Annotated in this window: 23 protein-coding genes, 1 riboswitch and 2 other annotated features (1 of these 26 running past the window's edge); of the genes, 20 read left to right on the forward strand and 3 right to left on the reverse strand. The window is 35.3% G+C overall.

Features of this window, described 5'->3' with window-relative positions; translation table 11 throughout:
- Nucleotides 1-44 (forward strand) — a sequence feature (ribosomal protein L20 leader region); it begins 99 nt to the left of the window's first position.
- Nucleotides 45-271: 227 nt separating this feature from the next.
- The 5 genes from infC (at nt 272) to CWS01_RS03870 (ending at nt 2,488) form a co-directional block, all read left to right on the forward strand.
- Nucleotides 272-775, forward strand: coding sequence for a translation initiation factor IF-3 (gene infC, locus CWS01_RS03850; RefSeq protein WP_101175728.1), 504 nt, complete (start codon nt 272-274; stop codon nt 773-775).
- Nucleotides 776-791: 16 nt separating this feature from the next.
- The gene (gene rpmI, locus CWS01_RS03855) at nt 792-992 is read left to right on the forward strand and encodes a 50S ribosomal protein L35 (protein WP_101175729.1); all 201 of its coding nucleotides are present in this window, start codon (nt 792-794) and stop codon (nt 990-992) included.
- Between the two features lie 32 nt (nt 993-1,024).
- Nucleotides 1,025-1,381, forward strand: a complete 357-nt coding sequence (gene rplT, locus CWS01_RS03860; protein WP_101175730.1) for a 50S ribosomal protein L20 — start codon at nt 1,025-1,027, stop codon at nt 1,379-1,381.
- A gap of 187 nt (nt 1,382-1,568) precedes the next feature.
- Nucleotides 1,569-1,841 (forward strand): DUF1294 domain-containing protein, encoded by a 273-nt coding sequence (locus CWS01_RS03865; protein ID WP_101175731.1) that lies wholly within the window; start codon nt 1,569-1,571, stop codon nt 1,839-1,841.
- A 65-nt stretch (nt 1,842-1,906) separates the two neighbouring features.
- Entirely contained in the window at nt 1,907-2,488 is a 582-nt protein-coding gene (locus tag CWS01_RS03870) for a TVP38/TMEM64 family protein (protein ID WP_101175732.1), read from the forward strand.
- Between the two features lie 208 nt (nt 2,489-2,696).
- Here CWS01_RS03870 and CWS01_RS03875 read toward each other — a convergent pair whose 3' ends face one another.
- Nucleotides 2,697-3,047 carry a sigma-w pathway protein ysdB gene (locus CWS01_RS03875; RefSeq protein WP_101175733.1) on the reverse strand — a complete coding sequence of 117 codons (351 nt, stop codon included), beginning with the start codon at nt 3,045-3,047 and terminating at the stop codon, nt 2,697-2,699.
- Between the two features lie 183 nt (nt 3,048-3,230).
- On the opposite strand from CWS01_RS03875, the gene CWS01_RS03880 reads away from it, so the two are divergent.
- Nucleotides 3,231-4,316 carry a M42 family metallopeptidase gene (locus CWS01_RS03880; RefSeq protein ID WP_101175734.1) on the forward strand — a complete coding sequence of 362 codons (1,086 nt, stop codon included), beginning with the start codon at nt 3,231-3,233 and terminating at the stop codon, nt 4,314-4,316.
- 45 nt (nt 4,317-4,361) lie between these two features.
- Here CWS01_RS03880 and CWS01_RS03885 read toward each other — a convergent pair whose 3' ends face one another.
- Complete coding sequence (locus CWS01_RS03885; RefSeq protein ID WP_101175735.1) at nt 4,362-5,486, reverse strand: AI-2E family transporter; 1,125 nt, start codon at nt 5,484-5,486, stop codon at nt 4,362-4,364.
- A 240-nt stretch (nt 5,487-5,726) separates the two neighbouring features.
- Nucleotides 5,727-5,933, reverse strand: coding sequence for a small acid-soluble spore protein SspI (sspI, locus tag CWS01_RS03890; RefSeq protein WP_101175736.1), 207 nt, complete (start codon nt 5,931-5,933; stop codon nt 5,727-5,729).
- 158 nt (nt 5,934-6,091) lie between these two features.
- Between sspI and CWS01_RS03895 the strand changes: the two genes are divergently transcribed.
- From CWS01_RS03895 to CWS01_RS03960, 14 genes are all read left to right on the forward strand, one after another.
- A complete protein-coding gene (locus tag CWS01_RS03895; protein WP_101175737.1) occupies nt 6,092-6,841 on the forward strand; it encodes a TrmH family RNA methyltransferase in 750 nt (249 codons plus the stop codon).
- Nucleotides 6,842-6,919: 78 nt separating this feature from the next.
- Nucleotides 6,920-7,169, forward strand: a binding site (T-box leader).
- A 77-nt stretch (nt 7,170-7,246) separates the two neighbouring features.
- Nucleotides 7,247-8,287, forward strand: a complete 1,041-nt coding sequence (gene pheS, locus CWS01_RS03900; RefSeq protein ID WP_101175787.1) for a phenylalanine--tRNA ligase subunit alpha — start codon at nt 7,247-7,249, stop codon at nt 8,285-8,287.
- 18 nt (nt 8,288-8,305) lie between these two features.
- Nucleotides 8,306-10,726 carry a phenylalanine--tRNA ligase subunit beta gene (gene pheT / locus CWS01_RS03905; protein WP_101175738.1) on the forward strand — a complete coding sequence of 807 codons (2,421 nt, stop codon included), beginning with the start codon at nt 8,306-8,308 and terminating at the stop codon, nt 10,724-10,726.
- 314 nt (nt 10,727-11,040) lie between these two features.
- The gene (gene zapA, locus CWS01_RS03910) at nt 11,041-11,301 is read left to right on the forward strand and encodes a cell division protein ZapA (protein WP_101175739.1); all 261 of its coding nucleotides are present in this window, start codon (nt 11,041-11,043) and stop codon (nt 11,299-11,301) included.
- Between the two features lie 7 nt (nt 11,302-11,308).
- On the forward strand, nt 11,309-11,851 hold the full coding sequence (locus CWS01_RS03915) for a CvpA family protein (RefSeq protein WP_101175740.1): 543 nt from the start codon (nt 11,309-11,311) through the stop codon (nt 11,849-11,851).
- Nucleotides 11,852-12,158: 307 nt separating this feature from the next.
- Entirely contained in the window at nt 12,159-13,880 is a 1,722-nt protein-coding gene (polX, locus tag CWS01_RS03920) for a DNA polymerase/3'-5' exonuclease PolX (RefSeq protein ID WP_101175741.1), read from the forward strand.
- 49 nt (nt 13,881-13,929) lie between these two features.
- Nucleotides 13,930-16,281 (forward strand): endonuclease MutS2, encoded by a 2,352-nt coding sequence (locus CWS01_RS03925; protein ID WP_101175742.1) that lies wholly within the window; start codon nt 13,930-13,932, stop codon nt 16,279-16,281.
- A gap of 333 nt (nt 16,282-16,614) precedes the next feature.
- The gene (locus CWS01_RS03930; RefSeq protein WP_101175743.1) at nt 16,615-17,022 is read left to right on the forward strand and encodes a DUF350 domain-containing protein; all 408 of its coding nucleotides are present in this window, start codon (nt 16,615-16,617) and stop codon (nt 17,020-17,022) included.
- A gap of 195 nt (nt 17,023-17,217) precedes the next feature.
- Nucleotides 17,218-18,900 (forward strand): long-chain-fatty-acid--CoA ligase, encoded by a 1,683-nt coding sequence (locus tag CWS01_RS03935; protein WP_101175744.1) that lies wholly within the window; start codon nt 17,218-17,220, stop codon nt 18,898-18,900.
- A 20-nt stretch (nt 18,901-18,920) separates the two neighbouring features.
- Nucleotides 18,921-19,658, forward strand: coding sequence for an electron transfer flavoprotein subunit beta/FixA family protein (locus tag CWS01_RS03940; RefSeq protein ID WP_101175745.1), 738 nt, complete (start codon nt 18,921-18,923; stop codon nt 19,656-19,658).
- 28 nt (nt 19,659-19,686) lie between these two features.
- Nucleotides 19,687-20,661, forward strand: coding sequence for an electron transfer flavoprotein subunit alpha/FixB family protein (locus CWS01_RS03945; RefSeq protein ID WP_101175746.1), 975 nt, complete (start codon nt 19,687-19,689; stop codon nt 20,659-20,661).
- Nucleotides 20,662-20,839: 178 nt separating this feature from the next.
- The gene (gene trxA / locus CWS01_RS03950; RefSeq protein ID WP_101175747.1) at nt 20,840-21,154 is read left to right on the forward strand and encodes a thioredoxin; all 315 of its coding nucleotides are present in this window, start codon (nt 20,840-20,842) and stop codon (nt 21,152-21,154) included.
- A gap of 298 nt (nt 21,155-21,452) precedes the next feature.
- Nucleotides 21,453-23,261: an excinuclease ABC subunit UvrC gene (gene uvrC / locus CWS01_RS03955; protein WP_101175748.1), complete on the forward strand. Its 1,809-nt coding sequence runs from the start codon at nt 21,453-21,455 to the stop codon at nt 23,259-23,261.
- A 64-nt stretch (nt 23,262-23,325) separates the two neighbouring features.
- A riboswitch (Lysine riboswitch) is annotated at nt 23,326-23,507 on the forward strand.
- A 149-nt stretch (nt 23,508-23,656) separates the two neighbouring features.
- Nucleotides 23,657-24,886, forward strand: a complete 1,230-nt coding sequence (locus tag CWS01_RS03960; protein ID WP_101175749.1) for an aspartate kinase — start codon at nt 23,657-23,659, stop codon at nt 24,884-24,886.
- Nucleotides 24,887-25,078: the final 192 nt, after the last annotated feature.

Genomic DNA, 25,078 nt, shown 5'->3' on the forward strand with positions numbered 1-25,078 from the left:
TATCGTAAGTGTGGGTGGTTTTCCATCCACACTTTTTTATTGTTTAGCTTCATCCTCATGATCTAAACAATAGTGCAGATATTATGGGATGATTGCTTCTAAATGGGAACTGTAAATTATTTTCCTGACGATTCAACTTGGAGGTCAAGTGTCAATTTGTGATGGAACGGGAAAGTAGATGCTTGGATTTTCTCGTTGTTACAGGAATTTCTTGACCTGAACGTTGTATTCGTTAATTAACCTTGGAGGTGTATTAACTATTAGCAAAGATATGATTTTAAATGAAGGTATTCGTGCTAGAGAGGTTCGATTGATTGACCAAAATGGAGAACAGCTTGGTATCAAAACAAAATTTGAAGCTCTTGAAATCGCAACACGTGTAAATCTTGATGTTGTTCTTGTTGCACCAACTGCAAAACCGCCAGTAGCCCGCATAATGGACTATGGCAAATATAAATTTGAACAGCAAAAGAAAGACAAAGAAGCACGTAAAAACCAAAAAATTATTAATATTAAAGAAGTTCGCCTTAGTCCTACTATAGATGAGCACGACTTTAATACAAAGCTTCGTAATGCGATAAAATTCTTAGAAAAAGGCGATAAAGTAAAAGCATCCATCCGTTTTAAGGGACGTGCTATTACACATAAAGAAATTGGTCAACGTGTGCTTGTTCGATTTGCAGAATCTTGTACAGAAGTTGCCACAGTGGAATCACATCCAAAAATGGACGGTCGAAGCATGTTCATGACTTTAGCGCCTAAAAACGACAAGTAAAGAGGAGGAATACCAAATGCCAAAAATGAAAACTCACCGCGGAGCTGCTAAGCGTTTCAAGAAAACTGGGTCTGGTAAATTAAAACGTTCTCACGCTTATACAAGCCACTTATTCGCAAACAAATCTACAAAACAAAAACGTAAACTTCGTAAAGGATCTTTAGTATCTTCAGGAGATTACAAACGCATTCGTCACTTATTAGACAATATCAAGTAATAAAAGCTTATGGAAAATAGGAGGGAAACAATATGCCACGTGTTAAAGGCGGTACAGTTACACGCAAACGTCGTAAAAAAGTTCTTAAATTAGCTAAAGGTTATTTCGGTTCCAAACATACATTATACAAAGTTGCTAACCAACAAGTAATGAAATCATTAATGTATGCATACCGCGATCGTCGTCAGAAAAAACGCGACTTCCGCAAATTATGGATTGCTCGTATTAATGCAGCTGCACGTATTAACGGTTTATCTTATAGCCGTTTAATGCACGGATTAAAAGTTGCTGGTATCGAAGTAAACCGCAAAATGCTTGCTGAGCTTGCTGTAAGCGATGAAAAAGCATTTGCTGAATTAGCAACAGTTGCTAAACAAAACTTAAAATAATTATCTAAAAAGAAGGCATTGTTATGTCTTCTTTTTTATTATGCTATTTTTCAGCGATAGCCTGTAAATATTAGCTGGGAAAACAGGGGAAGGATAAAGTGAAACTTCAATCATTGGGGGACTTATTGTCCGTTAATGCAGTATAATATCCATTTTGCTTATCCACTATAGACAGGGGGAGGATTAAATGATTTACATGCTTTTAATTTATTTTCTTTTTATCAATATAATTGGCTTTTTCGTAATGAAAATAGATAAAACAAAAGCAATAAAACAGCAATACCGCATCAGTGAAAAAACATTGTGGACAATTGCTTTTCTATTTGGTGCCAGTGGATTAGCCGTTGGGATGAACCAATTTCGCCATAAAACAAAACATGTTAATTTTAAACTAGGATTGCCCATTTTATCTGTATTGGAAATAGGAATTGTTCTTTATATAGTGTGTACAAAGGCATAAAAATTCATTTTTCTTATACACTGTTAATAACAGCATGATTTTTACAGAAGCGAAGGTGATAGAAAGTGGATGAACAATTATCGATGTTGTTTGTTATGATTGAATTAGGAGGAATTTTTGCTCCTATTGCCTTTATTCTTTTTCATACATTAAGACAAGTGATTTTTATTCCTCCTATGATCGTGTGTATTGCTGGGGGTATTCTTTTTGGTGTTACACTTGGAACGATTTATTCGATTATTGGCTTAACCATTAATTGTTTATTTTTTTATTTCGTTATCAAAAAAATGCCAAAAACACATCGCAAACTTTCTTTGCTAAAAAAACGCTGGTTTGGCGAATATCGAAATTTAACAGTTGGTCAGGTTACTGTACTGCGCCTTATTCCATTTATTCACTATCATTTGCTGAACTTTTGTCTATTGGAAAAAAGACAAGGGCTTAAAGATTATCTAAAATACGCAACTATTACCAATATTCCATTGGCTTTCTTTTATACTATTTTTGGACAGTTTATTAGCCAATTCTCCCCAACAATGATGATAGTTATTTTATTTGCATTGTGTATTTTAGTGTATATTTTACGAGAAAAAATAACCATTATAAAATGGAAAGAGTTTTTTAAAGAGGCTCATCAAAAAAGCTAAAACAGAAAATTTCCGTTTTAGCTTTTTTATTATTTGGCTATGTTAAGGCTTATGATTGATTTTGATACTTTGTTGATTGGAGCGGGTATGTGAGACTTCTGCTTTGAAAAGCGAGTCAAAGGGAGATCCTTTTCAAGCACGTGCTAGAGGAGGCTCTTAAAATCGAACTCCTGGAGTGAAAATCAACAGACAAGTGTAACCGAGCCTATTATTTAGGATATTTCCACTCGATTTTTGCATGAGAATACGTGTTTAATAACGATTTTTCGATAAACTGAATATCTTCTTCTGAAAGCTTCGTATTAAAAGGATCTGTCGGCCATAATGAAATAGAAGTTACTCTATCAGATTTATCAGCATATTTTTCTCCTTCTATTAAAAAGCCTTTATGCGTCAAAAGAAAGTTCATCCGAACATTTTTAGCATTATCCATTAAATAAAACTTTTTTCGTAAGCGTGCAAAAGCTAGCCGCCATTCTGGTTTCAATAAAAATGCAACAATGCGGTATAGGATAAAAAAAACGAAAATGAGTAATAATAAACGCAAAAGCCACATCATAAAAAAGCCTCCAATATATAAAAATAATACATTTAGCTTTATGAATACGTTGCAGCTAGAAAAAAGTTTCATTTTTATAAAAAAATTTAAAAGAGTATTAAGGGATGATATACTAGGAACCATATAAATTTCTTAGTATAATAGTATTTGTTTTTTATATCTGAATATAAGGGAGTCGAAATAATGAAGAAAATGGATGAAACATTAGAGATGCTAAAAGAATTAACAGATGCAAAAGGAATCCCTGGAAATGAACGTGAACCAAGAGAGGTCATGAAAAAATACATAACTCCATATGCAGATGAAGTAACAACAGATAACTTAGGAAGTTTAATTGCAAAAAAAATCGGCAATGAACAAGGACCAAAAATTATGGTAGCAGGCCATTTAGATGAAGTTGGTTTTATGATTACACGTATTGATGATAAAGGATTTTTATATTTTCAAACAGTAGGCGGATGGTGGTCACAAGTAATGCTTGCCCAGCGTGTTACAATTGTCACTAAACAAGGAGATATAACTGGCGTAATCGGCTCAAAACCACCCCATATTTTATCTCCAGAAGCTCGCAAAAAGCCAGTAGATATTAAGGACATGTTCATTGATATCGGTGCATCTTCAAAAGAAGAAGCAAAAGAGTGGGGAGTAATACCAGGAGATATGGTAGTTCCGTATTTTGAATTTACTGTGATGAATAATGAAAAAATGCTGCTGGCAAAAGCTTGGGATAATCGAATTGGTTGTGCGATTGCCATTGATGTGCTAAAAGGCTTGGAAAATGAAACACATGAAAATATTGTATACGGAGTTGGCACGGTTCAAGAAGAAGTTGGCTTGCGCGGTGCAAAAACAGCAGCTCAAAAAATCAATCCCGATATTGCGTTTGGAGTGGATGTCGGCATTGCTGGTGATACACCGGGAATTACGGAAAAAGAAGCGTTAAGCAAAATGGGGAAAGGCCCTCAAATTATCCTTTATGATGCGTCGATGGTATCTCATAAAGGATTAAGAGATTTAGTGACCGATACTGCGGATGAATTAAATATTCCTTATCAATTTGACAGTGTACCAGGAGGAGGAACAGATTCGGGTTCCATTCATTTAACACATGATGGTGTTCCAGCACTTTCTATTACCATTGCAACCCGCTATATTCATTCACATGCAGCAATGCTTCATCGCGATGATTATGAAAATGCGGTAAAATTAATAATAGAAGTTATTAAAAGATTGGACCGAGAAACAGTCAATAAATTGACATTCGCTTAATATTTAGTAAAAAAAAGAGAGGCTCCATATGGGGAACCTCTCTTTTTATGATCTAAAATCATTTTTAACTGGCGGGTCTGATACTGCAATGGCAGCTTTTCTTGCTTTAAGAAAACGGACAACATTTAAAACAATTGTTTTGGCAACAGCATATGTTGGAACAGCTAAAATCATGCCAAGTATGCCAGCTAAGTTTCCAGCAACCAATAATAAGATGATGATAGTGGCTGGATGTGTGTCCAAGCGTTTTCCTAAAATAAGCGGAGATAATACATTTCCTTCAATTTGCTGGGCAACTGTAATGACTAGAATAACAAGCAGCGCCTGTGTCGGCGATGTAAATAAAGCAATGATGACAGCAGGTGCCCCACCGATTAAAGGGCCTACATATGGAATGATATTAGTTACTGCAACAATCATTGCCATAACTAATGCATAATCTAAGTCGATAATCCAATAGCCAATAAAGGCAAGAGTGCCAACAAACGTTGCGACTATTACTTGGCCTTGAATATAGGCAGCTAATGTATCGCCTGTTTCTTTTAAAATTTTTAATCCTTCATTTCGATAAGAAGAAGGGAAAAACTTGGATAAAGCGATAGGAAATTTATTTCCATCTTTAAAACAGTAAAACAGCAAAAACGGAACGGTAACAATAGTGACCGTAATATTAGTCATTGTGCTGATGATCGCAGTAATACTATTTGTTAAATTGCTTGGAATGGTTTGAGCAAAATCATTGAATTTTTGAGTAAGGTCTTCAATGGTAACATATTCCTGGTTAAGCAGCCACTGATATTGTTTTGTATCATTAAGATGCTGAAAATATTTAATTGCTTGATCGGTATAGCCTGGCAGGTTCGAAAATAATTCTGTAATCTGTTTGGAGATAGCTGGAATTACATTGCCGATTCCTAAAATAATCAAGCCAATAATAACGATATAAATAATCAAGATGGCCAAAGTTTTAGGTATTTTAGACTTTTGCAGAAAAGTGACAATAGGATTAAGCAAAAAGTATAAAAATCCTGTAATAATAATAGGAGCAAAAAGAGTAGTAAAAAGTACTCCTATTGGTTGGAAAAGAAACGATATTTTTGTGCAAATATAAATGATGGCAACGATCAAAAGAATTTGCAAAAGCCAATAATGAAACTTCTTTTTAGTCAAATTTTTTCACCTTTTTCGTTTATTGTAAAAGTAGTATAGCATATTAAACTATTTCTTTTATACCCAAAAAATAGAAAAATAAAATCTTGATTGGTGAATATAATACGAATCAACAGAGAAGATAGTTTCACTAAATTTTATTAATAAAGAAAAAAATCCATAAGGAAAGAAAAAACTATTCTTCCCTTATGGATTTAAGGAGTATGTTTACTAGTCAGACAGAAGTTTCTATTTAGTAAATTACTTTAATCCATTTTCAAGTGTTTGCAGCATTTCTGTTTTATCTACTTCTGATGAATTTTGCCAAATAATTTCAAAAAGCACACCCAACCCTGGAAGCATTTTTTCTTCCCCATTTTGGATGGCATCTACGATTGTATCTTTTAATTCATCTTGTGAATTTCCAGAGACATTATGAATAATCGCATTACGTAAATTTAAATTCATTTATTCATACTTCCTTTCACCTTTTTTTAAGATGTTTATAAAAAGCATCCTATTATAGCATTTCTCCATTGTCGTTTATTATGTATTTGTCTTAAGCTATAATGATTATTAGTGTAAAAATTACCCGCAGTAAAAGGAAGAAAGTTGAGGAGAAAAAAGTGAAATATATACATTCCGCAAAAAATCCCCAAGTAAAAGAGTGGAAAAAACGTTTAACCAAAAAAGAAAGAGAAAAAACAGGCACATTTCTTGTGGAAGGATTTCATTTGGTAGAAGAAGCTTTTAAGGCTGAAGCTATTATTGACCTTATTATTTCAGAAGAAACGGAATTGCCAGCATGGGATTATGGAGATACTCCTGTGACTACAGTGACAAAAGAAATTATTGAACAATTGACAGATACAGAAACACCACAGGGGATTGTTGCACTCTGTAAGCAACTAAATCATAATGAAGTACTTCATTATGGAAAAACATTTATGGTAATGGATCAAGTGCAAGATCCAGGGAATTTAGGAACCATCATTCGAACAGCTGACGCTTGCGGTGTAGATGCTGTTATCATTGGCGATGGCACAGTAGATATTTACAATCCAAAAGTAGTTCGTTCTGCACAAGGCAGTCATTTTCATTTGCCGATACTAAAAGTTGATCTCCTTTCCTTTATGAAAGAGATAAAAGAAAAAGGAATTCCCGTATATGGCACGTCTTTGGAAAATGGCAAAGATTATCGAGAAATTCAGCCTGCTAATAACGGGTTTTGTTTAATTGTTGGGAATGAAGGAAGAGGTGTAAGAAAAGAAGTATTAGTTGAAACGGATACCAATCTTTATATCCCGATATTTGGTAAAAGTGAATCCCTAAATGTAGCAGTTGCAGCAGGAATCCTGATGTATCATTTAAAGTAATCTGGATGATGGAGAATTTTCTGTTAGGCATTTGAAAATATTTCAGAAATATACTATAATAAATTGCAAATTGCATGATTAAAAACAAAGACGGAGAAAAGTAATTTATTGTTTTGATTATAGGGAGAAAATGCCTTTAGACTGTAAGCATTTTTATCAAAAAATAAGTGAAGTTCACCTCCTGAGTTGGCATCGGGACCATTTCAAGCTCTATGTTGAAATGTAAAGATGTGCCGGTATAATGTGCCGTTATCTAAATGAAGCGAACTTTAGATTTTTATTAAAGTTAATTAGGGTGGTACCGCGAATCCAAAACCTCGTCCCTTATTTGGGAGGAGGTTTTTTTATGCCGAAAAGATGTCTTTTATTTTAAATTTCATGCAAAAGGTGAAGGAGGAAATGAATGTGGAAGCAAAGTTAAAAGAACTTCAGTCAGAAGCCGCACAAAAAATAGCGGATGCTGAAAATGTCAAACAATTAAATGATATTCGCATAGCTTATTTAGGAAAAAAGGGTCCTATTACAGAAGTTTTAAAAGGGATGGGAAAACTTTCTGCAGAAGAACGTCCAAAAATGGGTGCGTTAGTAAATGTGATTCGTGATGAAATTACAGCCCAAATTGAACAAAAACAAACAACGTTGGAAGAAGCAGAAGTGCAAAAGAAAATTGCAGCAGAAACAATCGATATTACGCTGCCAGGCCGTCCTGTTTCAGTTGGAAATCATCATTCATTAACTAGAGTCGTGGAAGAAATAGAGGATTTATTTATTGGAATGGGTTATACAGTAGAAGAAGGTCCAGAAGTAGAAGTCGATTACTATAATTTTGAAGCGTTAAATTTGCCGAAAAATCATCCGGCTCGCGATATGCAGGATTCTTTTTATATTACAGAAGAGTTGCTTTTAAGAACCCATACGTCTCCTGTACAGGCGCGGACGATGGAAAAATATAAGGGGAAAGGTCCTGTGCGCATCATTTGCCCTGGTAAAGTATATCGTCGCGATAATGATGATGCAACACATTCTCATCAATTTATGCAAATAGAAGGATTAGTTGTTGACGAAAATATCAGCATGAGCGATTTAAAAGGAACATTGGAAGTATTTGCGAAAAAAATGTTCGGCGAAGATCGTGAAATTCGTTTACGTCCAAGCTTCTTCCCGTTTACAGAACCTTCTGTAGAAGTGGATATTTCTTGTATGATTTGTAAAGGAAGCGGCTGTAATGTATGTAAAGGAACTGGCTGGATTGAAGTATTAGGTGCTGGAATGGTTCATCCTAACGTACTTGAGATGGCTGGTTATGATTCGAAAAAATATTCCGGATTTGCTTTTGGAATCGGTGCAGAGCGTATTGCAATGCTAAAATACGGAGTGGATGATATTCGCCATTTCTATACAAATGATATTCGTTTCTTAAAGCAGTTTTCAGTACCGGAATATTAAGGTGGAGGGAGAATAATAATGCTTGTATCCTATAAATGGTTAAAAGAGTATGTAGATTTAAGTGATATTAGTCCAATAGAGCTTGCGGATAAAATCACAAAAAGCGGAATTGAAGTAGAAGGTGTCGAAGTATTAAATGAGGGCATAAAAAATGTTGTTATTGGATATGTAGTGGAAAGAGAACAGCATCCAAATGCAGATAAATTAAATAAATGTTTAGTGGATGTTGGCGAAGGAGATCCAATTCAAATTATTTGTGGCGCACCGAATGTGGATAAAGGCCAAAAAGTAGCGGTTGCTAAAGTTGGTGCAGTGCTTCCAGGAAACTTTAAAATAAAAAAAGCAAAACTTCGCGGCGAAGAATCAAATGGCATGATTTGTTCTCTGCAGGAATTAGGCATTGAAAGCAAATTAGTGGCAAAAGACTATTCAGAGGGAATTTTTGTTTTCCCAAGCGATGTTGAAGTGGGCCGCAATGCGATGGAGTATTTACAGCGTGATGATGCAGTGCTTGAGTTGGGATTAACGCCAAACCGTGCAGATTGTTTAAATATGTTAGGTGTAGCATACGAAGTAGCAGCAGTTTTAGGAAAAGAAGTAACTTTCCCAAATGTAGAATATCCTCAAGTTCAAGAAAAAGCATCTGATTATGTACAAGTAAAAGTAGAAAATAAAGAAGATGTGCCATTATATACAGCAAAAATCATTAAAAATGTAAAAATTGCGCCTTCTCCATTATGGATGCAAGGAAGATTAATGGCAGCAGGCATCCGTCCACATAACAATGTAGTTGATATTACAAACTATATTTTATTAGAATACGGTCAGCCTCTGCATGCATTTGATTATGATCGATTAGGTTCAAAAGAAATATATGTTAGAAGAGCAGCCGAAAATGAAGAAATAGTTACATTAGATGAAGCAAAACGTGTTTTATCACAAGATAATCTTCTAATTACGAATGGTGAAACTGGTATAGCGGTTGCAGGTGTTATGGGCGGAGCTAACTCAGAAGTGCAGGCTGATACCACAACTGTTCTTTTAGAAGCGGCTTATTTTAACAGCGGCGTTATTAGAAAGTCTTCTAAAGTGCTTAACTTAAGAAGTGAAGCGAGTGCTCGTTATGAAAAAGGAATTGATCCAAATCGTGTACGCGCGGCAGCTGAAAGGGCAGCACAATTACTTCATTTGTATGCAGGTGGAGAAGTATTAGAAGGCGAGGCGGCTGTTGATACATTAACAGCAGAACCGAAAGCAGTTGCTATCTCATTAGAAAAAATTAATAAGGTGCTCGGAACATCTCTTGCTGTAAATGAAGTGACAGCTATTTTTACCCGTCTTCAATTTGAAACGACTGTGGAAAATAATATCTTTACTGTTATTGTTCCAACAAGAAGAAATGATATTACGATTGAAGAAGATTTAACAGAGGAAGTAGCACGACTTTATGGATATGATAATATTCCAACCACTTTGCCGGTGGGAGAAGCTATTCCTGGAGCATTAACAGAGTATCAGAAAAAACGTCGTACTGTACGCAAGTTTTTAGAAGGTGCTGGTTTATACCAAGCAATTACGTATGCATTAACAAGTGAAAAAAAGGTACAGCAATTTGCTTTAGATAAGCGTCAACCAGTTCGTTTAAGTATGCCGATGAGTGAAGAGCGCAGCCTTCTTCGCCAAAGTATTATTCCACAATTATTAGAAGTAGTGAAGCATAACAGCGCTCGTCAAAATGAAAATCTTGCTGTGTATGAAACAGGTGTTGTTTTCTTAGCAAATGAAGGAGCAGAACAGGAGCTTCCAGAAGAAAGAGAACATGTAGCAGGTGCTATCACTGGTCTTTGGAGTGCAAACCTATGGCAAGGAGAAAAGAAGACTGTTGATTTCTTTGTTATAAAAGGAGTGCTAGAAGGCTTATTTGAAAAATTAGGCGTTTCTAATTCCATTTCTTTTGAAAGAGGAGAATTAGAAGGCATGCATCCAGGCAGAACAGCAAAAGTTCTTCTAGGTGGAGAAGTGATTGGATTTGTTGGCCAAGTGCATCCACAAATTCAAAATGAACTTGATTTAAAAGAAACTTATTGCTTTGAATTAAATTTAAGCAAATTGTTGGCACAAAAAGTTGCAGATTTGCATTATACAAGCATTCCTCGTTTCCCATCTGTAACAAGAGATATCGCTTTAGTTGTTGATAGCGGGATATTAGCAGGTGACATTCAAACTATTATTGTTGAAGCTGGAGGCAATCTTCTAAAAGAAGTGCAAGTATTTGACTTATATGAAGGCGAAAGAATGGAAGAAGGCAAAAAATCAATTGCCTATTCTTTAAAATATTTTGATCCAGAACAAACATTAACAGATGAAATGATTACAAAAGCACATGACAAGGTTCTTGCAGCAGTAAAAGAAAAAGCAGGAGCTGTACTAAGAGGATAAAAAGTAGAAGAATATGCAGTTGATGCGAATAGCAAAAAAGGATTGCCTTGAAAAGAGAGCAATCCTTTTTTGCATTTGATTTTAATTGCTGAAAAAATACTTTAGGGGCATGATGGCGAATAAAAGAAGGAGGACGCGAATGAATGGATAGGAACCGCCAAATAAACAGCTAAAAAAATAAGGGTTAATATAGCTTGTCCTTTGGGAAGGAAATATATACCAGGTATGCTCGAATTTGCAGTTATATGACTTCCCACTCCTAAAGAGTTCATGGTATGATATACATTAGGATTCTTATGATTGGAGGCAAAAACGTGGCAGATACACCAAAAAACCGTACAAAGATTGAGATTTATGATACCCCATACACAATTATAGGTGAAGAATCGTCAAGTCACGTACGGATGGTTGCCTCTATAGTAGATAGAAAAATGCGGGAAATATATGCAAAGAATCCTTCTCTTGATTTAAATAAACTAGCAGTGCTGACTGCTGTTAATATAGTAAATGATCATGTTAAATTATTGAATCGAGTGGAGCAGCTAGAAGAGGAACTAAAACGAGAAAAGGACTGAACAAGTCATGTTAAATTTTATTATTATTGTATTATTAATATTTGGCGTTTTAAGGGGGCTAAAAAGAGGGTTTATCCTGCAAATAGTACATCTAACAGGGTTTATTATCGCTTTTATTGTTGCAAATAAGTATTACATACCATTCTCATCTAAATTAGCCCTTTGGATACCATATCCAAATTTAGGGGAGAGCAGTACGATCAAAACCTTATTTAGCAATGCTGATTTAGAAGAAGTATTTTATCGGGCCATTGCTTTTGTGCTTATTTTTTTCGCGGTGAAAATTGTTTGGCAAATCATAGGAAGTATGTTGGATTTTGTGGCGAGCCTGCCAATTTTGAGTCAGCTTAACACATGGGCAGGGGCAATTCTAGGTTTTGTTGAAGTATATCTTCTTATCTTTATATTATTATATATTTCTGCACTTGTGCCAATTGAAATGATTCAAAATCATGTAACGAACTCTAGTTTAGCAGCAGGAATTATTGAAAATACGCCTTATTTCTCGGAGAAAATAAAAGCATTATGGTTTGATTATGTGAATAGCTAATAGCGGAGAGGTTTTTTCATTCACCTGTCTGTCCATCTTATTTTCAACTCTTCTGGCAAAAATATATGCTAGGAGAGTTTTTATATTTCTCCATTTATCGAGCAAGATCAGCAGCCTTTTTGGGATAGAAGTTTCCCTTTTTAAGAAGCTTTGTTAAGATAAAAAGCGGAGCCATTAAATTAGAGGGAAATAGCATAAGGACTGACTGTTATTGAAAATAAATAGAACATGGTATGATAGTAAGAAAGTAGATTTCCTTTACAATCAAAAGTCTAAGCAATGTGATAAATAGAAATGAGTGATAAATATGCCAATAACCAAAAAAGAGGTTGTTCAATTATTAGAACAGATTGCTATATATATGGAATTAAAAGGGGAAAATCCTTTTAAAATTAGCGCATTTCGCAAAGCGGCGGCAAGTCTTGAAAATGAAGAAAGAAGTATAGAGGAAATAACCGATTATACGGCTCTTTCTGGAATAGGAAAAGGGACAGCTGCAGTGATCGAGGAATACGTAAATACTGGAATTTCAACCGTTTTAGATGAATTAAAGGAAGAAGTGCCAAAAGGGCTTATTCCTTTATTGCAGCTTCCAGGACTTGGCGGGAAGAAGATAGCAAAGCTTTATAAAGAGCTTTCGATTACGAATGCCGAAGAACTGGAATCTGCTTGCCTGCAGAAAAAAGTACAGGAACTTAGTGGATTTGGGAAAAAAACCGAAGAAAAAATATTGGAAGCATTAAAGAATGTTGGCACAAGACCAGAAAGGTTGCCAATGGCTTATATGCTTTCTGTAGCCAATAAGATTGAAGAACAGCTCCTTCAAATAGAAGAAATTAGTCAGTTTTCTCGTGCGGGCAGTTTAAGAAGAATGCGAGAAACAATCAAAGATTTAGATTTTATTATTGCAACAGAGGATATCCAAGCTGTTAAAGAGAAGTTAACAAATTTCGTGGACATTAAAGAAATAATAGGAGCAGGAAATACAAAAGTAAGCATTATACTAGAGTTGGAATACGATGTTTCTGTTGATTTTCGTCTAGTAGCAGAAGCGGAATTTGCGACGACTCTTCATCATTTTACAGGATCTAAAGAACATAATGTTAGAATGCGTCAACTTGCAAAAGAGCGGGGAGAAAAGATTAGTGAATACGGAGTGGAGAATGTAGAGACTGGAGAAATAAAAACATTTGCCACAGAAGAAGAATTTTATCATTATTTTAATCTTCCATATATCCCTCCTGAAATGCGAGAAGATGGCAAAGAAGTAGAATTATATAAAGAAGATTCTGATGTAATCTCCATTGAAGATATAAAAGGAGATCTGCATATGCATTCCACATGGAGTGATGGAGCCTTTTCTTTAGAAGAAATGGTGGAAGCAAATAGAGCACGGGGCTATCAATATATGGCAATTACAGACCATTCCCATTATTTAAAAGTAGCAAATGGATTATCACCAGAGCGATTAAAACAACAAATTCAGGAAATCAGACGATTAAATGAAAAATATGATGATATTACCATATTAGCAGGAGTGGAAATGGATATTCTGCCAGATGGCTCATTAGATTATGAGGATAGTTTACTGAGTGAATTAGACTTGGTAATTGCTTCGGTTCATTCTGCTTTTTCGCAGCCAAAAGAAAAAATAATGGAAAGATTAGAGCAAGCGATGAATAATAAATATGTTCATATTATTGCACATCCAACGGGGCGAAAGATTGGAGCTCGAAAAGGATATGAAGTAGATATGGAGCGTCTAATTGCGGCAGCAAAAGAAACGAATACGATGCTAGAATTAAACAGCAACCCTCATCGCTTAGATTTAAATGCCGAATATATTAAGATGGCCCAAGAACAAGGAGTCACTATTATCATCAATACAGACGCACACCATACAAAAGGTCTAGAATATATGGCAATTGGTGTAGGTACTGCAAAAAAAGGTTGGATAAAAAAGCAGACGGTAGCAAATGCGCTGGAAAAAGAAGAGTTCTTGACATTATTGCAAAGAAAAAGAAAATGAAAATACGATATAATAGGTAAAAGAGAAAAGTAGCAAAGGAGAAAGCTCCATGCAAGAAAGAGTTTTAAAGACATTAGAATTTGATAAAATTAAAAGTCAATTAGTAGCGTATGCTTCTTCTTCTTTAGGGAAATGGAAAGCAGAAGAACTAGTTCCTTCCACTAATTATGAGGAAGTAGTGAGGTTGCAGGAAGAAACAGATGAAGCGGCAAAAGTTTTTCGAATGAGAGGAAATATTCCGCTCGGCGGCATCCATGATATTCGCCCTCATGTCAAAAGATCTACGATTGGCGGCATGTTAAGTCCTGTTGAATTGAATCAAATTGCAAGCACGGTACATGCAAGCAGACAAATGAAGCGGTTTATTGATGAATTTCATGAAGAGGAAGAAGCACCCATTTTATCAGAATTAACGGAAAGAATGACGGTGCTTGCAGAAGTCGAAGAAGAAATTAAAATGGCGATAGATGAACAAGGTTTTGTGTTGGATAGTGCAAGTGAAACACTCCGTACTCTTCGTCATCAACTGCGCCGAAATGAATCGAGAGTAAGAGAAAAATTAGAAAGCATGATTCGGTCATCCAATGCAACAAAAATGCTTTCTGATACAATTATTACGATTCGAAATGATCGTTTTGTTATTCCAGTTAAACAAGAGTATAAAGGGAATTATGGCGGAATTATTCATGATCAAAGTGCATCTGGACAAACGTTGTTTATTGAACCGCAAGCTGTCGTTACTTTAAATAATGAACTTCAAGCAATACGAGTAAAGGAACAGCAGGAAATTGATCGGATATTAACACAATTAACAGCCCTTGTTTCTGGATATGCCGAAGAGTTATTAGAAATTGTTGCAGTACTTGCAGAGATTGATTTTATGTTCACAAAAGCGAAATATGGACACCGCATAAAAGGAACGAAGCCAGCTATTAATAATACGGGGAAAATTACCCTTTTTAAAGCGAGACATCCATTAATTGAAGCAGATCAAGTAGTTGCAAATGATGTTGCACTAGGGGATACGTATTCAACGATTGTTATTACAGGGCCAAATACTGGTGGGAAAACTGTTACATTAAAAACAGTTGGATTATGCACATTAATGGCACAAGCAGGTCTGCAAATACCAGCGCTTGACGGTTCTGAAATGAGTGTATTTCATGCAGTTTTCGCTGATATTGGTGATGAGCAGTCCATTGAACAATCGTTAAGTACTTTTTCTTCTCATATGGTAAATATCGTAAAAATCTTAGAAGAAGTTGATGATAGTAGCTTAGTTTTATTTGACGAACTTGGGGCAGGAACAGACCCACAAGAAGGGGCAGCACTCGCTATTTCTATCTTAGATGAAGTAAACAAGCGCGGAGCACGCGTTATTGCGACTACCCATTACCCCGAATTAAAAGCATATGGCTACAACCGGGAAGGCGTTATGAATGCGAGCGTAGAGTTTGATATTGAAACATTAAGTCCAACTTATAAATTATTAATTGGCGTTCCGGGCAGAAGTAACGCCTTTGAAATCAGCAAACGATTAGGATTAAGTGAGCACGTTATTGAAACGGCAAGATCTCATGTAAGTGATGAAAGCAATAAAATTGAAAATATGATTGCCTCACTAGAAAGCAGCAGAAAAAGTGCAGAAGAAGAATACAAAGAAGCACAAGATTTATTAAAGCAAGCAGATATGCTTCATCGTGACCTGCAAAAGCAAGTGATGGAGTATTATGAAAAGAAAGAATCACTTGAGGAGAAGGCGAAAAAAGAAGCGGCTGAAATTCTAGAAAATGCAAAAAAAGAAGCAGAAACTGTTATTGCAGATTTACGGAAAATGCAGTTAGAAAAGCGTGCCGAAATTAAAGAGCATGAATTGATTGATGCACGTAAACGACTGAATGATGCGACACCAGATATTCCTGTAAAAAGGAAAGAAACAACAGCAAAAACGCATCATGTTTTCCATTCAGGGGATGAAGTAAAAGTTCTTACATTCGGACAAAAAGGCCAACTGCTAGAAAAGATTTCTGATAAAGAATGGCAAGTACAAATCGGCATTATGAAAATGAAAGTAAAAGAGAAGGATTTAGAGTTTGTAAAAGCAGCAAAAGTAGTCGAAACAAAACCTCTTGCTACTATTAAAGGAAAAGATTATCATGTAAGCCTAGAGCTTGATTTGCGTGGAGAGCGATTTGAAAATGCGATTGCCAGAGTGGAAAAATATGTGGATGATAGTTTGCTTGCAGGCTATCCTCGTGTATCCATTATCCATGGTAAAGGAACGGGTGCATTACGAACAGGTGTTCAAGAATATTTAAAAAATCACCGTGCAGTAAAAAGCATTCGTTTTGGCGAAGCAGGGGAAGGCGGAAGTGGTGTTACAGTCGTTGAATTTAAATAAAGAGAAACTTTAATCAGTGGGAGGGCCATCTCCTACTGATTGTTAGATGAGACTTTTAGAATATAGGTCACACAGATATTGCTACTATAGTCTGTGTTCTTTTTTATCGGGCTTTTACAGGAAAGTTTTCTTTTCTCTTGATCTCATCTCTCCTAATCTAGGTGGGGTCTTACTGCCCTTTAATATGGGATAAATAAGCTTGGTTGATTAGTGTGGTTGCTTTCCATATTTGAGCTTTCGCAAAAATGGATTATCAAATGAATAAACTAAATTAGTCAACAAAACCAATGATAAGTGAAAAAGGATTTTGAACAAAAGATAAGGAGATTCTAAATGAATCAGTTTTGGAATAATGAATATATAAAAACCGCGGGTGATTACAGTGTTGTTATTTTAAGTATTGTTGTTTTTTTGGCTATTTTTGAATTGGTGACAAAATACAATAACTGGGAAGAGATAAAAAGAGGAAATGTTGCAGTTGCGATGGCAACAGGTGGGAAAATATATGGGATTGCGAATATATTTAGACATTCTATTATGCAAAACGATTCACTTTTAAACATGATTATATGGGGCATGTATGGCTTCTTCTTATTGTTGGTTGGTTATTTTATTTTTGAATTTTTAACACCAAAGTTTAAAATAGATGAAGAAATAAAAAATGACAATAGAGCTGTTGGACTAATCTCCATGATTATCTCAATCGGTTTATCTTATGTTATAGGTTCTGGAATATCATGATAACTAAAAAAGGGTCTTTCATCTGTACAACTTGCAGTGAAAGGCTCTTTTTTTAGATTTTTATCTCCTTCCGTACAGCCCTTTTTTTAGGAAAAAAGAATTTAGGCTTATTTTAAAGCGCTGATATGCGCAAAGCTCCATATAATAATATGCTAGTACAACAGACAAGCTGACTATTATAAGGAGGAAACAGTCGTGCATGAGGAAAAGATATGGTTAAAGCTTTATCCAAAACCTATTGCAAAAAATGTTTATTACCGAGCGGAGACGCTTCAGCAATTATTAAAAAACGCTGCGAAAGAATACCCAAAACATAAAGCGATACATTTTATGGGCGGAGAGATGACGTTTAAGAAATTATATAAAAAAGCACAGAAACTTGCTGCTTTTTTGCAGCAAAAAGGATTAAAAAAAGGCGATAGAGTCGCAGTTATGCTGCCAAACAGTCCTCAAACAGTAATCAGCTTTTATGCCATATTATTGGCAGGGGGAATTGTAGTGCCGACAAATCCTTTGTACAAAGAAAGAGAATTGCATTTTATACTGCAAGACTCAGGAGCAAAAATGATCATTGCATTGGATTTATTATACAAAAATGTCCAGTCAGCAAAAGTAGGCACACCGTTAGAAACGGTTATTTTCACTGGTATAAAAGATTTTCTTCCATTCCCCAAAAATCTTCTTTATCCTATCGTGCAAAAAAAACAACAGGGTAAACTTCCTGCTATTAAAGAAAATCAATATACACATTTTCTACAAAATATTTTAAAAACACAAGTCGCCGAAATAATAGAACACCCTGTTGATTTTGAAGAAGACATTGCCATTATCCAATACACCGGTGGCACCACAGGATTCCCAAAAGGAGTGATGCTTACCCATCAAAACTTAATTGCCAATACTTCTATGTGCAGACAGTGGCTTTATCAAATGAAAAAAGGAGAAGAAAAAATACTTGGTTTAATGCCGTTATTTCATGTATACGGCATGATGACAGTGATGGTTCTTTCCGTAATGGAAATTTATAAAATGATTTTATTGCCTAAATTTGATCCAGAGACAACGCTAAAGACTATTCATAAACAAAAGCCAACTGTATTTCCAGGGGCACCGACTATTTATATTGGTCTGTTAAATCACCCAGCTATTGCTAAATATAATCTTTCCTCTATTAAAGGAGCAATCAGTGGATCGGCTCCACTTCCAGTTGAAATTATTGAAAGATTTCAAGAAAAAACAGGAGGGAAGTTGGTAGAAGGATATGGTTTAACAGAAACGTCTCCTGTTACTCATGTAAATTTCTTATGGGACCATAAAATTGTAAAAGGAAGCATTGGAGTGCCATGGCCAGGTACAGATGCAGCTGTTTTTTCAGAGGAAACTGGCGAGAAATTGCCTCCAGGTGAAATTGGAGAATTAGGCATTAAGGGGCCGCAAGTAATGAAAGGATATTGGAATAACCCAAAAGAAACTGCAAATGTCTTAAAGGATGGCTGGCTGTTGACAGGAGATTTATGCTATATGGATGAAAAAGGCTATTTTTATATTGTGGATCGTAAAAAAGATACGATTATTGCTGGCGGATTTAATATTTATCCTCGTGAAGTAGAAGAGGTATTATATGAACATCCAGAAATAGAAGAAGCGGCTGTTGTAGGCATTAAGGATGACTACCGGGGGGAAACGGTTAAAGCGGTTATTGTCTTGAAAAAAGGATCAACGGTTACAGAGAAGGAATTAAACCAATTTATGCGGCAAAAAATTGCTTCTTTTAAAGTGCCAAGAGTGTACGAATTTCGCACAGAATTGCCGAAAACAGCTATAGGAAAAGTGTTGCGGCGAGAATTAAAAGAAGAAGGAAATACAGATAAAAAATAAATCAGGAGGAGGGCTTCTTTTTGAATATTATCGTATTGCTGTCAAGAGCAATTGATTCTAATCAGCAAATGAGATTAAAAGATGGAGAGATAGATTATTCTGACGCATCTTTTATCATTAATCCATTAGATGAAATAGCATTAGAAGCAGCTATTTGCTTAAAAGAAAAGCATGGCGGCAATGTTATTGTAGTATGTGCAGGTCAAAATCAGGCAGAAAAACAGCTTCGTCTTGCTTTAGCAATGGGTGCTGATAAAGGTATACATCTATTAATGAATGATTTGAAAACAGAGGGATGGCAGATCGCTCAATCAATCGCTTTTTTTATTCAAACTATTCCTTTTGATTTAATTATCGCAGGGGCATTTGCATTAGATGGAGGAAGCGGCCAAGTGGGACCAAGAGTTGCTGCTAGATTAAACATTCCTTATATAACAAATATTTTCGCAATAGATGTGGAAAAGGACCAAGCAGTGATTAGAAGAAAAGCAGGAAATACACTAGAGACCTATAGAGGTGCATTCCCTCTTTTAGTCACAGTGCCTCAAGGTTTTAACTCCCCAAGATTGCCAAGTGTTGCAGGTATTATGAGAGCAAAAAGAAAACCCCTAGAAACCATAGAGCCACAGTTGAATCTAAAACCATCCTCCTTTGTTCAATATGAAGTCCCAATAAAAAATAGAAAAAACCAAATGCTTTTAGGTGATAGCAAAACACAGGCAGCTAAAATTGCCAGCATTTTAAAAAAATTATGGTGAAAATATTTTTCGAAAGGAGGAAAAAAGAGTGGCAGAGAAAATAGCGATTATTGGGGAAATACAGGCTGGGAACCTCCGTCCCATCACATTAGAATGTTTAGCAGTTGCCGAACAATTAGCAGAAAATGGAGAGATTATGGTGATTTTTTGTGGAGAAAAACCATCCGAAATTATTTGCCAGGAAATATCTTCTTATTCAGCAGCCAAAATAGTATGGACATTACTTGAAGAAAAGGAAAGGATAGTAGAAATCTATAATGTAAGCTTGCAAACTATAATAGAGAAGGAAAAACCAACAAAAATACTTTTGGGCAATACAGAAACAGGAAAAGCTGTTGCACCTTATTTAAGTGAAAAGCTTTCCTGTCCCTTATTTTCTAATATTATTGGGTTGGAGAAAAAAAATAATCAGATTGCTGCAAGAATGTCTATTTTTTCTGGAAAGCTTCATCAAATAATAAATATAGAGTTGTCTTCTTTTATTATGACAATAAAACCCAATGCTTTTACACTACCAGTGAAAAAAGCACAAAAGAAAATAACCCTAGAAGAAGCGAAAATAGATAAAAAGGTACCAGTGTTTCCATTAGTGAAAATCACAAAAGATTTAGAGAGCAAAAAAGACTTAATAGATGCAAAAGTTATTGTGGCTGGAGGAAGAGGACTCCAAAATGAAGAAGGATATCATTTATTGCAGCAGTTAGCAAGTTCAATTGGCGGAACAGTGGGAGTGGCAAGAGGCGCTGTTGATTTAGGAGTGGCAGATATTTCTTTGCTCATTGGCCAAACTGGAAAAACAGTTTCTCCTGATATCTATATTGCTTGTGGCATTTCTGGGGCAATTCAGCATATTGTCGGAATGAATTCAGCTAAAACAATAGTGGCCATTAACAATGATTCTCATGCCCCAATATTTGATGAAGCAGATTATGGAGTTGTTGGAGATATATTCGAAGTATTGCCAGCATTAATAACAGAGCTGGATTCTTCTAATAAGGAATAGTGGAAATATTAAATCGTCACAATATAAAGGGATTTTGGTTGTTTCTATGTTGTAGAATCCCTCGCATATATAAAGAGTTTATCGGGGAAATTAGAGATGAAACAAATTATTAGCATCAAAATCAATTCGATGGTATACTTTCGATATTATAAGTTAACATTTTGAGGAGGCTTTTTAAATGGCAATAACACATGCAACAGATCAAACTTTTGAAACAGAAACAGGTTCAGGCGTAGTGCTTGTAGATTTTTGGGCACCATGGTGTGGACCTTGTAAAATGATTGCTCCAGTTTTAGAAGAATTAGACGCTGAATTGGGCGATAAAGCAAAAATCGTGAAAGTAGATGTGGATGAAAACCAAGGATCAGCATCAAAATTTGGTGTAATGAGCATTCCAACTTTATTGGTATTTAAAGATGGAGAAGTAGTAGATAAAGTAGTTGGATTCCAACCGAAAGAAGCACTTGCTGAATTATTAGGAAAACATGTTTAAAAAAAATGTGAAGAACAATTCGTTCTTCACTATTTTTTTGTTTTCTTTTATTTAAAATTGCTTATCAGGTAAATATTGCGCTTTTTTTTGTTATACGTAGCGTTACCTTACAAAAGATTCTTTTATTCCCTTTACCTTTCCATGTATCCCTTTTTTCTTGCTGAAACCATTTGAAAGCCATTATCATAATAAGTGACAAGGAAAACATCCTATTTTGTTTGGAGAAAGGAAAGAATAGAAATATACTTATAGCCAATTTTAATGCTTCTATATATACTGGCATTCAGGGAGGAAGACAATGAATAAAACAATTAAAAATAAACTGATGATCTTACCTGATCAGCCTGGATGTTATTTAATGAAAGATCGGCAGGGCACTATTATTTATGTAGGAAAAGCAAAAGTATTAAAAAACCGAGTGCGATCTTATTTTACAGGTTCCCACGATGGAAAAACATTAAGGCTTGTTAATGAGATAGAAGATTTTGAATATATTATTACTTCTTCTAATATAGAGGCTTTGATATTGGAGCTTAATTTAATTAAAAAGCATGATCCAAAATATAATATTATGCTAAAAGATGATAAAAGTTATCCTTTTATTAAGTTAACAGCAGAAAAGCATCCAAGGCTGATTACAACAAGAAAAGTAAAAAAAGATAAAGGCAAATATTTTGGTCCATATCCTAATGTGCAAGCAGCCAATGAAACAAAAAAATTACTTGATCGAATTTATCCATTGCGCAAATGCAATACATTGCCAGATAGGGTCTGCTTATATTACCATTTGGATCAATGTTTGGCTCCATGTGTCAAAGATATTGGACAAGAAGAGTATAAAAAAATTGTTGATGAAATTACCAGTTTTCTTAATGGCGGATATAAAGAAATTAAAAAACAGCTGACAGAGAAAATGACAGCTGCAGCAGAAGAATTAGATTTTGAGCGAGCAAAAGAGTATCGAGATCAGATTGTCCATATTGAAGCAACGATGGAAAAACAAAAAATGACGATGACAGATTTAGTAGACCGAGATGTTTTTGGCTATTCTTATGATAAAGGCTGGATGTGTGTCCAAGTGTTTTTTATTAGACAAGGCAAACTGATTGAAAGGGATGTCAGCATGTTCCCAATGTATCAAGAGCCGGAGGAAGAAATGCTGACCTTTTTTGGACAATTCTATGAAAAGGAAAATCATTTTAAACCGAAAGAAATTTTATTGCCAGATTCCATTCAAGGTGAAATGGTAGAAGAGCTGTTAGATGTAAAAGTATTAAAACCCCAAAGAGGACAGAAAAAGGACCTCGTTCTTTTGGCAAATAAAAATGCAAAAAATGCATTAAACGAAAAATTTGCTTTAATTGATCGTGATGAAGATCGGACGATTAAAGCAGTGGAAAATTTAGGTGGGCAAATGGGGGTTTATACTCCACATCGAATCGAAGCATTTGACAACAGCAATATTCAAGGAACAAATCCAGTATCTGCGATGATTGTATTTATTGATGGAAAACCAGCTAAAAAAGAATATCGAAAGTATAAAATCAAAACAGTAGAAGGACCAGATGATTACAATTCTATGCGAGAAGTGGTGCGAAGAAGATATCAAAGGGTATTAAAGGAAGGTCTGCCTTTGCCAGATTTAATTATTATTGATGGCGGGAAAGGTCATTTAGAAGCTGTAAAAGAAATACTAGTAGATGAACTTGGGCTGGATATACCAGTTGCCGGATTAGTAAAAGATGAAAAACACCGAACATCTCAGCTTTTATTCGGCAATCCATTGGAAATCATTCCACTAGCGCGCAATAGCCAAGAATTTTATTTGCTGCAAAGAATTCAAGATGAAGTGCACCGTTTCGCAATTACTTTTCATCGCCAACTTCGGGGGAAAAATGCGTTTCAGTCCCTTTTAGATGAAATTCCTGGAATTGGCGAAAAACGGCGCAAACTATTATTAAAAACATTTGGCTCTGTGAAAAAAATGAAAGAAGCAAAAATGGATGAATTTCGTGCGATTGGGATACCTGCAAATATTGCCGAAGAGCTGATAGTGAAATTGAATGAACAAAATTCTCCAGATACACATGTACAAGAAAATGAATGAAATGTAAAAAATGATTGTATGATAAAAAAACGTGTGCTATAATGATGGCAACTTATACTTAATAAGTGATGGTAGAGGTGCGAACTTCAATAGTAATAATCCGGAGAAGGATGAGCTTCAACGAAGGATTATGAAAGGGTCAGTTCGCCGAAGTAAAGAAAAACTCATTATTTTCTTTGCTGGTTTTGCATTAAATAAATGCAAGACTGTCAAAACAAGAAACTGTTTTGGAGGGCTATCTCACTGTTTGTGCACACGATGATATTTTTCTGCACGGCAATGAGACCTTCTCATTGCTTTTTTTATTGCCTAAAAGATTGTTTATAATAAAAAAAGCTCATGAAAGCAAAACGTAAAAAGGCTTCTAATTAGACAAAGGGAAAGTAGGGAATGCAGTGGGATTAGTAGTACAAAAGTTCGGCGGTACATCTGTAGGTAGTGCAGAAAGAATAAAAAATGTGGCTGAACGGATTATAGAAGAGAAACAAAGAGGAAATGACGTAGTAGTTGTTGTATCCGCAATGGGCAAAACAACAGACGATTTAGTAAAGCTTGCTGATGAATTAACGGAACGTCCATCTAAAAGAGAAATGGATGTACTGCTTTCTACAGGTGAACAAATAACGATTAGTCTTTTGGCAATGGCGCTAAATGCAAAAGAAGTGGATGCTGTATCTTTCACTGGATGGCAAGCAGGAATTCAAACAGAAGCGGTTCATGGAAATGCCCGCATCTTAAATATAGAAGCAGAAAGAATTCAAGCACAATTAAAGTTGGGAAAGGTAGTCATTGTTGCAGGATTTCAAGGCGCAACAGAAGACGGTGCCATTACAACACTTGGCCGGGGCGGTTCGGATACTACTGCGGTTGCATTAGCTGCAGCCCTTAAAGCAGATAAATGCGATATTTATACAGATGTTACAGGTGTTTTTACAACAGATCCACGTTATATTAAAAATGCAAGAAAGCTATTTTCGGTATCTTATGATGAAATGCTAGAGCTTGCAAATTTAGGGGCAGGCGTACTTCATCCTCGTGCTGTTGAATATGCGAAAAATTACCAAGTGCCCTTAGTAGTACGATCAAGTATGGAACGTGAAGAAGGAACCATTATTGAGGAGGAAGTTTCAATGGAACAAAATTTAGTCGTTAGAGGAGTAGCTTTTGAAGATAATATTACTAGTGTGACGGTATTTGGATTAAAAGATCCTTTAACAAGTCTAGCTACCATTTTTACTACACTCGCTGCACATCATATTAATGTAGATATTATTATTCAAAGCTTAACAGATCAAAAAACAATGAATGTATCTTTTTCTATTAAAGATAGTGATTTAGAAGAAACAGTAAAAGTGCTGGAAGAGAATAAAGCAGCATTGTCTTATGAAAAAGTAACATCTGAACAAGGCTTAGCTAAAGTTTCCATTGTTGGCTCTGGCATGATTTCCAATCCAGGTGTTGCAGCAGATATGTTTAAAGTATTGGCATCAGAAGATATTGTCATTAAAATGGTAAGCACATCAGAAATTAAAGTATCAACTGTTATTGTGAAAGAGAAAATGGTGCAGGCAGTAGAAGCGCTGCATGATGCTTTTGAATTGAGTTCTGTACCAGTTATTGCATAAAATAGGCAATGTTTGTTTTAGTTAAAATAGTATGAAAAACGCTGAAAAAAGTTTATCTATTTATTAGATAAACTTTTTTTGTAATTTATTAGTGAATGCAGATGAATAATGGAATAAAAAGCAGCTAATTTGATAAAAACAAATTGAAAGCGTTTTTATGTATGGTAAGATAAAAGGAAAAAGGAACTAATT

Source organism: Niallia nealsonii, assembly GCF_002835805.1.
Classification (GTDB): domain Bacteria; phylum Bacillota; class Bacilli; order Bacillales; family Cytobacillaceae; genus Niallia; species Niallia nealsonii.